Consider the following 11,215-nt stretch of genomic DNA (forward strand, 5'->3'; position numbering starts at 1 on the left):
GTTAACTAACTTTCGCGACGGTATCTTTTTTGCTACGTCGAAGTATTTCACCAGCAAGTGCCAAATAAGCTTTAGATCCTGTAGAAGAGCGATCATAGTACATTGCTGGCGTACCGAAGCTAGGAGCTTCAGCCAAACGAACATTACGCGGTATTACTGTACGGTATACTTGTTCACCAAAATGGCGCTTAAGCTGCTCCGATACGTCATTAGCAAGGCGATTACGTGGATCGTACATTGTACGTAACACCCCTTCAATTGTTAATGCAGGATTTACCACAGAAGCCAGTTTTTTAATGGTATCCATTAATGCTGTCAGGCCCTCAAGTGCGTAATATTCACACTGCATCGGCACGAGAACCGAATCTGCAGCAGCCATGGCATTGACCGTCAATTGATTTAGCGAAGGAGGGCAATCAATAAAAATAAAATCATAGTAATCACGCACAGAAGCTAACGCATTTCGCAAGCGCAGTTCTCGAGCAAATACTTCCATCAACTTAATTTCAGCAGCAGTCACGTCAGCATTAGCGGCAATAAGATCGTATTTACCGCTTGTTTCTGTAATAACGACTTCTTTGAAAGGTTTTTCTTCGATCAATAACTCATAACAAGTATTAGGTGTATCATACTTATCAACACCGCTTCCCATGGTGGCGTTACCTTGTGGATCTAAATCGATCAATAAGACTTTACGCTTGGTAGCTGCCATTGAAGCAGCTACGTTCACCGCAGTAGTAGTTTTACCTACGCCACCTTTCTGATTGGCAATTGCAATGACTCTTCCCAAAATAGTATTCCAGTCGTATATATGGCGTATCAGTTACGTAGAACAGATACACGTAGTGAAAAAATTATCTAGCAGAAGATAAAGCTTTTGCCGCTAAAAGGGAATGCTCGATTAACACTTAACAATCTTAATTAAATGTCTTTCGCCGTCTAATTCTGGTACCTGTAATTGAATAACATTCGCCACCGTAAAGCCTGCAAGTAATTCATCTATCTCTTGTTGAGGTAACTGCCCTTTAAGAGCAATAAATGACCCCTTTTCATCGATTAAGTGCTGACACCAACTCAACATATCATTCAACGAAGCAAAAGCACGGCTTAGTACACCATTTAACTGATGGGGACTAACAAAGTCTTCGACTCTTGATTGAACGGGCATAATATTATCGATCTTAAGCTCATAAGCTACTTGTTTCATAAACCGAACACGTTTACCTAAACTATCTAGCAATATGAAGTGTGTGTCGGGAAGCATGATCGCTAGCGGGATCCCTGGCAAACCAGGGCCTGTGCCAACGTCTATGTAATGGCTTTGATTCAAATGACTAGCAACTACGATAGAATCCATAATGTGCTTTAGCAACATTGATTCAGCATCTCGTACTGACGTCAGATTGTAAGCTTTATTCCATTTTTGCAGCAACTGTACAAACCCTACTAACTTACGTATTTGGATTTCGCTAACCTGCAAATCAATTTTGCTTACGTGGCCAACTAATAAATTAACTAAATATTCTGTATTGTCTGACATTAGGCCGTTTTACGCTCTGACTTTCTTAGTAGACCATGCTTTTTTAAGTAAACTAGAAGCAAAGAAATAGCCGCTGGAGTTATACCTGATATACGTGATGCCTTACCTAACGTTTCTGGTTTTGCATCACTAAGTTTTGCCACCACTTCATTTGACAATCCTGAAATTTGACCATAATCGAAGTCAATTGGGATCAAGGTATTTTCATTCTTACGTGATTTAGCGATCTCATCTTGCTGACGTTCAATATAGCCCGCGTATTTGATCTGTATTTCGACTTGTTCGGCCGCTTTAGGATCCGCGATCCCAGGGCCAAAATCCGTCACCTTCATCAAGGTTTCATAAGTCATTTCTGGGCGTCTAATCAAGTCTTCTAAGGTATTTTCTTTGCTTAGAGGATTCTTTAATAATGGATTAAGCGCTTCTGCCGATGCGTGCTTAGGATAAACCCAAGTATCACGTAAACGTTGACGTTCAAGCTCGATAGCTTCAAGCTTAATATTGAATGCTTGCCAACGTTCTTCGTCAACCAAGCCTAACGCATGACCTTTCGCCGTTAACCGGATATCAGCGTTATCTTCTCGAAGTAACAAACGATATTCAGCTCTGCTGGTAAACATGCGATAGGGTTCTTTTGTACCCATGGTAGCCAGATCGTCAATCAATACTCCCATATAGGCCTCGTCTCTACGTAAGATCAGTGGTTCCTGACCTTTAGCTTGTAGGGAAGCATTGGCTCCAGCAACTAAACCTTGTGCCGCTGCTTCTTCGTAGCCTGTAGTGCCATTAATTTGTCCGGCGAAAAACAATCCTTTGATAAATTTTGTTTCTAGAGTTTGTTTTAGATCCCTAGGATCGAAGAAATCATATTCGATCGCATAGCCCGGACGTATAATATGTGCATTTTCAAAGCCCTTAATCGAACGCACCAAGGCGAATTGAACATCAAAGGGTAAGCTAGTTGAAATCCCATTAGGGTAAACTTCAATGCTATTTAGACCTTCAGGTTCAACAAAGATTTGGTGAGAATCTTTATCAGCAAAACGATTAATTTTGTCCTCTATTGATGGACAATAACGTGGGCCAATACCTTCAATGACGCCGGTATACATTGGCGAGCGGTCTAAACCTCCGCGAATAATATCATGGGTTTTAGTATTAGTATGCGTGATGTAACAGGCAATTTGTCGAGGATGGTCTTCGACTTTGCCCATAAACGAAAATACCGGGGTAGGGGTATCTCCAAGTTGCTCTTGCATCACACTGTAATCGAGTGTTCTAGCGTCTAAACGCGCAGGTGTACCTGTTTTTAAACGAGAAACCCGAAATGGCAATGCACGCAAGCGATCTGCTAACGCAATCGATGGGGGATCTCCTGCACGTCCCCCTTTGTAATTTTCCATCCCAATATGAATTGTGCCACCTAGGAAAGTACCAACAGTGATGACTACGGTTTTAGCACGGAATTTTAAACCCATCTGGGTTACTACGCCTGTAACTCTGTCGTTTTCTACGATCAGATCATCACATGATTGCTGAAAAATGGTCAGGTTGTCTTGGTGTTCAATGATATTTCGGATTTCTGATCGGTATAAAGATCTATCCGCTTGAGCTCGTGTAGCCCGTACCGCAGGGCCTTTACTGGAATTCAAAGTTCGAAATTGGATCCCGCCCTTGTCGATAGCTTTTGCCATGGTGCCACCTAGCGCATCTATTTCTTTAACTAAGTGACCTTTGCCAATCCCACCAATTGCTGGGTTACATGACATTTGACCTAAGGTTTCGATGTTGTGAGTCAATAATAATGTTTTTGAGCCCATGCGTGCTGCCGCAAGTGCCGCTTCTGTGCCTGCGTGACCACCACCAACTACGATTACATCAAACTCATCTTGATAAAACATTTAAAACCTCTTCAATCATGTATATCCCAAAAAAGGGGCACATATTCTATATGTTATTTAGCATAAGTTAAATGCTTAAAATTTATTCAGAAGATCGGTACGATCTTCACTAATCTTTATAAGATCTATTTAGATCTTTACTTATTATTATTATTATTAGGGATCGAAGGATCGGTGTGTAAGTCAATTTAATTATTGTATATCAGTAAGTTACAGCCAACGTTTTGTTGTGATCATCCGTTGATCTGTTTTGTATAGCTTGGGGGTAAGTAGCGATCTTATCCACAGGGCGATCTTGGTCGATTCTTATCAAGTGGATATGTAACGATTATACAGTAGTTATGCAGCATCTTGTCCACATTAAAGGATAAGGTTTGATCTAACTGTGTATAAAGTGTGATCACAATAATTAAGATCTCTTTGTATAACCCGTAATCTAACACTATTAGGTTTTGGATCATGATCATCGATCATCTTGTGTATAAGTGATGGATCCAACGATAAAATAAATTTAAATTATTTCTAAATAAACATATTTTCTAGCTAAATTGACTCAGTTCAGGATAAATAAAGGGCTTTCGTCGACTTGGTTTGTTCATTATTGAGCTGAAAATGATGGTAAGAAAAGCTGAAAATTGCTATTTAAAGGATCGTAAATGAGATCCAATTAAGCAGGATCCTTTCAAAAGGATCCTATTTAAGTCTGTTGTTGGTTAAACGCGCATCAAAAAATTGTATTTTATATAGTAACGATCGTCACTTAACTTGGTTTGGTTGATACCCTGTCGCTCTGTGTGATTCGATTTGAGTCGGTATAATTTCTTTTCTGCGGCTAGGGCCTTCGAAACGAACTTTGTAGGTGTCGTACTCCTTTATGGACTCAAAACAGTAACTACCGAGGGCTTTTTCAAGATCAGCGAGGTTATGATTAGTAATCAATATACAATTTTTATTATGTGCTAACCGCTGCCGGAGTATGTTGCCTAGCCAGCTTTGTGCATTCTTTTTAAGAGCAGATTCGTTTACACATACCTCATCTAAAATTAGCAAATCCACATCGAGTAACTCTTGGTTTATTTCACGAAATTTCTCGCCCGCTTTATCTGTTGCGCTGTAGTCATAAGAGAAAAAACGCATTTCCAATAGAGTTGATAGTTGTCTATATAAAACAGTTATCTCATACTGATTTATTAGTTCGTGAGCTATTGCACCGGCAGTGTGGGATTTACCACGCCCGTAATCACCATAGAAGATCATCATGTGTGATCCGCTTTTACGCCAAGCGGGATCTTCGTGTGCGGCAATGAATGAGTGGGCAATACTTATCGCCTCTTTTACATCGTCACTGTCTTCGACTAAATTGTCGAACGTCCATTTTGGATTCAAATCTGAACGTCCATGTAGGTCTAATATACGACTGCGCTTACCTTCTTTTTGTAATTGGCGCACATCACGGTTTGCTAGGGCTTCATGTTCTAATCTCACAGATTTATAGTCGGTATAAGATTCAGGAATATGTTTCCTACCAAGTGTTTTACCGAGTTGTTCGATTCTATCTTTCAAACTTTTCATGGCAATATTCCGATGATGATCATGAGTTGGAGGTTGTTTTGATTTTATTACTGTATTTAGCAACTAAGTTTTTCGCGTTCTCGTCTGCAACCACGCCAGCTTTTGCAGTCACAATTTGACTACCGACTTTATGAATAGCTTTGATATTCTTGGCCAGTCGCTTTTGTTTTACGTTAAATACGAATTTTTGGGTCCACTGAAACTGGGTAAATTGTGTTTGTGGTCGCCCCAACCAATATGCGACAAAATCGCCTAGTTCGTGTGACGAAAATTCATTATCGATAATACCCACGAGTTTAGTTAGATCCTGGTACAGAGTTGAGTTTGGAGACCAGTCTGGACTCATCTTTTGCCACTGTAAATGTAGCTGAGTATAGTCGTCTGGTTTAATCATCAATAATGGTAAAATTAATATCTTGCCATTGAAGCTCTTATTTAAATCTACTTCGTCGATAAAACTGATTAGTTCGACCTGACTTAGCTCTTTGATAAGACTATTAACTTGACGACCTAGCGTAAACTTGTTTTCTTTTGCATTAAGCATGCTTAACAACTGTTTATAATTTAAAGCTGGCGTCTTGCCTGTTGTTAAATCGACAGTCGGCTTTAAGCCCAATAAATATAAAACTCGAGCGTCGTTACTGAGAGCTTGACTCAGTGCTTTTTGTTCCGCTTCATTTAGCCATTTATTCAAAGTTACCCTCTACTTCTTAGCCAGGTCTCTAACCACTGAACTGCAGCATGCTCAGGTATAGGTTGATTTAGTACATCTATATTAAGTGCTGGGGCTATTAATTTAGCGCCACTCATTCTAAGTTTTTGTTCTATTTTTAATGCACCGTAGCAGAATGTGTCATAACTGCTATCTCCAAGACCTACCACCAAAAATGAAGTGCCTGTTAAATCAGTCGCTTCAATTTGCTTCACAAATTTATGAATATTGTCCGGTAAATCTCCGGCTCCATGCGTTGATGTACAAATAATCCAAGTTGCGCAAGGTGCAATGTCGATTAAGTCTGGTGCTAAATGAACTTGAGCTGTCAGTTCATGCTCAATTAATTTTTCTTCTAAAGCCTCAGCTACGTACTCACTTGCACCGAGTACACTGCCTACTATTATTTCGAAATCTACCATGGTGTTGCTTTTCTCACTTTTCAATAAGTCTATTGTACCTTGCATACATTGGCGCGACTACGTCTTAACTCAAGCCCTAATCAGGTTTCATTAAAAGTTAGATTGAAGGCATATTAATTTAACTTTAAGTTAGTTTAAATTAACTTAAAGTTAAATAAATATTACTTAATGCTTAATTTAATTTTCGTTTATTTTCTACTAAATATTATTTTATCGATCTATATTGTGCAGCTTAGGAGTGTCGGTGAGTCGATTGATGTGCAGTAAATTAGCTGGCAACGGCATTGATATAAAGCTGAAAAAATTTAAGGCATCCCACACATGGTATGCCTTTTAGTGATAGAAATTTTGATTAAGCTCAAAACGCTATTTCTATCATTTCCCTATACAGAAGGATGAAAAGATTTTTCCTAGCAAATCATCAGAGCTAAATTCACCGGTGATCTCACTCAGATACGCTTGGGCAAGTCGCAATTCTTCAGCTAATAATTCACCTGCAAGGTTGTCTTCAAGCTGATATTTTCCTAATAAAAGATGTTCTTCGGCTCTTTCTATTGCATCAATGTGGCGTCGTCGAGCGATGAATTGTCCTTCATTGGATGCGTGGAAACCCATGCACTCTTTTAAGTGCTCTGCGAGTGCTTCGATACCTTGCTTTTGACTGGCAGAAAGTCGAAATACGTCATATCCGTTAATGCTAGTCTTACCTATAGTTTCACCTGATAGGTCCGCTTTGTTTCGAATAACCGTTAATCCAATATTATGAGGTAGCTTGTTCATAAAATCGGGCCATATTTTATGAGGATCACTTTCATTAGTTTCAGTGCTATCGAGCATAAATAACACGCGATCTGCTTGCTCTATTTCTTGCCAGGCTCGTTCAATACCTATTAGTTCTACTTCGTCAGAGCTTTCTCTTAAGCCTGCTGTATCGATTATATGCAGTGGCATGCCATCGATATGAATATGCTCTTTTAGCACGTCTCTGGTTGTGCCAGCGATGGCAGTTACTATCGCCGCATCTCGACCTGCAAGGGCATTCAATAAACTTGATTTGCCAGCGTTTGGCCGGCCAGCTATTACCACACGCATGCCTTCTCTTAATAAACTGCCTTGCTGAGCTTTATTTTTCACCGAACAAAGCTGAGTATTTATAGCCTGTAAATCTCGCTGAACCTTGCCATCGCTTAAAAAATCGATTTCTTCATCTGGGAAATCAATAGCTGCTTCTACATACATACGTAGATGAATTAATAGTGAAACTAAGTCATTTATTTGGGTGGAAAATTCACCTTGTAATGAACGTAAAGCTCCTCGTGCGGCTTGTTCTGAGCTGGCATCAATAAGATCAGCAATTGCTTCTGCTTGAGCCAAGTCCAATTTGTCATTTAAATAGGCTCGCTCACTAAATTCACCAGGACGCGCCAGACGCACGTTAGGGACAAGTAAGGTGGCTTTAATTATCATATCTAATACAACTTTGCCCACCATGTCCTTGCAGTTCTAATACATCTTCTCCAGTGAAGGAGTGGGGAGCCTTGAAGAACAGCGCAATTCCTTGATCGAGGGCTTCACCATCAGCTGAAACAAAAGGTACATACTGGGCAAATCTCACAGGGGGGACATGACCAATAATTTGTTCTGCTACCTTGGTCGCTAAAGTGCCTGAAATTCGTACTATACCAACCCCACCACGTCCGCTCGCTGTTGCTTGCGCAACGATGGTGTCTTGATTTGAACTGTCTTGCTGGAAGGTCACTGTTTTGCTCAATCTCTAAAATTGGTAAATTGTAAGGGTTGTTCTACGTCGTTTTCTTTTACCAGCGCCATGACTTGTTGTAAGTCATCGCGTTTTTTACCCGTTACCCGAACTTGATCGCCTTGAATGGAAGCCTGAACCTTAATCTTGGCATCTTTGATTAGTTTGATCAGTTTCTTGGCGGCTGGCTGTTCGATGCCCTCTTTAAACGCGATAGCTTGCTTGTATATTTTACCTATATGCTGAACATCTTTTTCTTCAAATGCAGCAGTATCAACACCACGTTTGACACATGTGCCACGTAAAATATCGAGCATTTGTTTGAGTTGAAAATCGCTGTCTGAAGACATAGTAACGATGCTTTCTTTAAGCTCAAAACTTGCTTCGACGCCGCGAAAGTCAAAACGTGTAGCAAGCTCTCGATTCGCGTTATCCACCGCATTTCGTACTTCTTCTAATTTAATCTCTGAAACAATATCAAATGAGGGCATGGTGTTTTCCTATTGATTGAATGGGGACATTGTAATGCTAGGCACAAATATAAAAAAGCCCGCATCTCATTGTTACAAGATGCGGGCTAATCATATTTATTAACTTACTTAGTTTTCAGTCCTCGTTTTTCCATTGAAGCGTAGATAATCTTCGCTTGAACTAACGTAATGAGGTTACTGATTAACCAGTAAAGTACTAGGCCTGCAGGGAATATAAAGAAGAATAGGCTCATAGCAACTGGCATAAACTGCATTATTTTCTGTTGCATGGGGTCTGTCATCGTCATAGGCTGCAATTTCTGTAGTAAAAACATACTTATGCCTGTCAAAATAGGTAGCACAAAATACGGGTCTTTAACTGATAAATCGGTTATCCAGAAGATAAAGTCTGCGTGACGTAATTCAACACTTTCAAGCAATACCCAATATAAAGCTAAGAAAATTGGCATCTGTAAAAGAAGAGGGAAGCAACCACCCATAGGGTTAACCTTGTCTTTCTTGTACATTTCCATCATAGCCTGCTGCATTTTCTGCTTGTCATCACCGTAACGTTCTTTTAATGCATCCATTTTAGGCTTAAGAGCGCGCATCTTCGCCATTGACTCATATTGTGCTTTCGTTAACGGATACATCGCGCCTTTAACGACTATGGTGATAAGGATTATCGAGAAACCCCAGTTACCTATTAAGCTGTGAATGAACTGCAAGAACGCGAAGAGGTACTTCGAAATCCACCAAAGAAAACCGTAGTCGACAGTTAAATCTAGTCCGCGAGCGATTTCTTCTAACGTATCTTGATCTTTAGGGCCAAGATAAAGAGAGCTTTGTATATCAACACTTTGACCAGGCTCGATGTCCACAGATTGACCGGTAAAACCGATAATAGCATTGCCACCTTGAGTCATTTTACTATATATATTGTTGGTTTCGCCTTGTGGCGGTACCCAGGCAGAAACAAAATAGTGCTCAATCATTGCGGCCCAACCAGCCGGTGTTGATTGATTCAGATTTTTGTCTTGCATGTCATCAAACGAATATTTTTCGTAACGCTCATCTTCAGTAGAGAATGCACCACCGCGATAAGTCGGCATAAACATGCTGCCACCTATGTCCTGCGTACTTTGTTTTAATTGGCCAAATTGTTTAACGCTTTTAACGTCTGAAGAAGTGTTTTCGACATGATAATTGACTTTTACATCATGACTATTTTTATTAAAAACGAACTCTTTTGTTACCACTAAACCTGATTTAGCTGTGTAGGTCAGTGGCACTGTGAGTGTTTCACCTTGCATTACAAAACTATCTTGGCTGACGGAATAAGTAGGTCTGGTACCTTTGTCTATTCCATTAGGGCCAACAAGGCCACTTTGAGCGACAAAAATAGTAGGGCCGCTAGGGCGAAGCAAGCTATATGTGCCTTCAGATCCCTGCTCAAGTGGATATTTAAGCAAATTTGCCGAAATGACGTCGCCGCCAATGGTATTAATGCTTAGTTGTAACGTATCAGTTGTCACTGAGATGACTTTACCGACTGCACTTTGGGTCGGTAACGCATTTTGGTTTGTCGGCGCGGCAATGGGAACATCACCATTGCTGGTTGGAGCATCACTACCCACTGTTTGTTGACTTTCTACTGGTTGCAAAGGTTGAGGACCATAGTCCACTTGCCACTGTTGCCATAAAAGAAAGCTGACCATGGCAAGGCCAATTAATAAAAAGCTGCGTTGGGATTCCATAAAATACTCTATATTAACTACATTATTAATTTAAGCCGTATTGCCTAGGCGACGACCTTCATTCGTTTTTATGATTTTAACCATATTGGTAGAATGGCAAATTCAAATATTTCAGTGCTTATTGTACTTCTTCTTTTCGGGCACAAAATCGACTCCACCTGAATGTAGTGGATGGCATTTTAATATGCGTTTAATGCTTAACCAACTACCCATTAGGATCCCGTGAGTTTTTAACGCTTCAATTGCGTAGTAAGAACAGGTTGGATGAAAACGACAATTTTGCCCGAGCAGTGGTGAAAGCCATAGCTGGTATAGTCGAATCAAACCTATTGGGATTTTTCGCAGCGCTTGGCTAACTTTTTCCATAATTTACTTAAAACTAGGAATAGTTCCTGATTTGAGAGCTTATCGAGCCCACTTTTACCGACCACTACTATATCAATGTTAGGTAAGCTTTGCTGATGATTGCGAAAACTTTCACGAACAATTCGTTTAATACGATTCCGGTCGTGAGCTTTCTTTACTCGCTTTTTAGCAACAGTAATACCTAGTCTTGGATTGAGACCTTCATTATGTCGAGCAAGTAATGTTAGATTTGGTGATACGGCAGGGGTTGCATTTTTGAAAACAAATTCAAAGTGGGTGGGAGTTAATAGTCTTAACTCCCGAGAAAAATGATTTTCACCCACTTTCAATTATTAAGCTGTTAAACGAGCACGGCCTTTAGCACGACGACTGGCAATAACCTTGCGGCCATTTTTAGTCGCCATACGGGCACGAAAACCGTGTGAACGCTTACGCTTTAAATTACTTGGTTGAAAAGTTCTTTTCATGACCTAGTTCCGCTACATAAGGTTAAAAACAAATGAGCATTTACATGCTCAAAAAGGACGCTGAATTCTAGAGATCTGCCTGACGTTTGTCAATCGGTTATCTTGATCATTGTGTAATTAATGATCATTTGACTAATTTGCTTGTCTTTGGGTAAGTTGTAGGAATGAAGTCTATTTATCCACAGAAATAAAAATAATATCTTTAATATCGGCTTATAGTGGCCTAAATATTGAATGTATAGCTATCTG

General features: G+C 40.0%; 11 protein-coding genes and 1 pseudogene. All 12 read right to left on the reverse strand.

What is annotated here, in order from left to right:
* Position 1: 1 nt before the first annotated feature.
* Entirely contained in the window at positions 2-790 is a 789-nt protein-coding gene (locus tag GQR89_RS21185; protein WP_158772066.1) for a ParA family protein, read from the reverse strand.
* 111 nt (positions 791-901) lie between these two features.
* Entirely contained in the window at positions 902-1,540 is a 639-nt protein-coding gene (rsmG, locus tag GQR89_RS21190; RefSeq protein ID WP_158772067.1) for a 16S rRNA (guanine(527)-N(7))-methyltransferase RsmG, read from the reverse strand.
* Entirely contained in the window at positions 1,540-3,441 is a 1,902-nt protein-coding gene (mnmG, locus tag GQR89_RS21195; protein WP_158772068.1) for a tRNA uridine-5-carboxymethylaminomethyl(34) synthesis enzyme MnmG, read from the reverse strand. The genes rsmG and mnmG overlap by 1 nt, the downstream gene beginning before the upstream one ends.
* A 756-nt stretch (positions 3,442-4,197) precedes the next feature.
* Positions 4,198-5,013, reverse strand: a complete 816-nt coding sequence (locus GQR89_RS21200; RefSeq protein ID WP_158772069.1) for an ATP-binding protein — start codon at positions 5,011-5,013, stop codon at positions 4,198-4,200.
* A 19-nt stretch (positions 5,014-5,032) separates the two neighbouring features.
* Positions 5,033-5,707, reverse strand: coding sequence for a DnaT-like ssDNA-binding domain-containing protein (locus GQR89_RS21205; RefSeq protein ID WP_158772070.1), 675 nt, complete (start codon positions 5,705-5,707; stop codon positions 5,033-5,035).
* 2 nt (positions 5,708-5,709) lie between these two features.
* Positions 5,710-6,147: an FMN-binding protein MioC gene (mioC, locus tag GQR89_RS21210; RefSeq protein ID WP_158772354.1), complete on the reverse strand. Its 438-nt coding sequence runs from the start codon at positions 6,145-6,147 to the stop codon at positions 5,710-5,712.
* A 375-nt stretch (positions 6,148-6,522) separates the two neighbouring features.
* Positions 6,523-7,906, reverse strand: a pseudogene (gene mnmE, locus GQR89_RS21215) (tRNA uridine-5-carboxymethylaminomethyl(34) synthesis GTPase MnmE).
* Between the two features lie 8 nt (positions 7,907-7,914).
* On the reverse strand, positions 7,915-8,397 hold the full coding sequence (locus tag GQR89_RS21220) for a YajQ family cyclic di-GMP-binding protein (RefSeq protein WP_158772071.1): 483 nt from the start codon (positions 8,395-8,397) through the stop codon (positions 7,915-7,917).
* Between the two features lie 104 nt (positions 8,398-8,501).
* Positions 8,502-10,133: a membrane protein insertase YidC gene (gene yidC / locus GQR89_RS21225; RefSeq protein ID WP_158772072.1), complete on the reverse strand. Its 1,632-nt coding sequence runs from the start codon at positions 10,131-10,133 to the stop codon at positions 8,502-8,504.
* 111 nt (positions 10,134-10,244) lie between these two features.
* Positions 10,245-10,499, reverse strand: coding sequence for a membrane protein insertion efficiency factor YidD (yidD, locus tag GQR89_RS21230; protein ID WP_158772073.1), 255 nt, complete (start codon positions 10,497-10,499; stop codon positions 10,245-10,247).
* On the reverse strand, positions 10,460-10,822 hold the full coding sequence (gene rnpA / locus GQR89_RS21235) for a ribonuclease P protein component (RefSeq protein ID WP_158772355.1): 363 nt from the start codon (positions 10,820-10,822) through the stop codon (positions 10,460-10,462). The genes yidD and rnpA overlap by 40 nt, the downstream gene beginning before the upstream one ends.
* 9 nt (positions 10,823-10,831) lie before the next feature.
* A complete protein-coding gene (rpmH, locus tag GQR89_RS21240) occupies positions 10,832-10,966 on the reverse strand; it encodes a 50S ribosomal protein L34 (RefSeq protein ID WP_158772074.1) in 135 nt (44 codons plus the stop codon).
* Positions 10,967-11,215 lie beyond the last annotated feature (249 nt).

Source organism: Paraglaciecola sp. L1A13 (genome assembly GCF_009796745.1).
Taxonomy (GTDB): domain Bacteria; phylum Pseudomonadota; class Gammaproteobacteria; order Enterobacterales; family Alteromonadaceae; genus Paraglaciecola.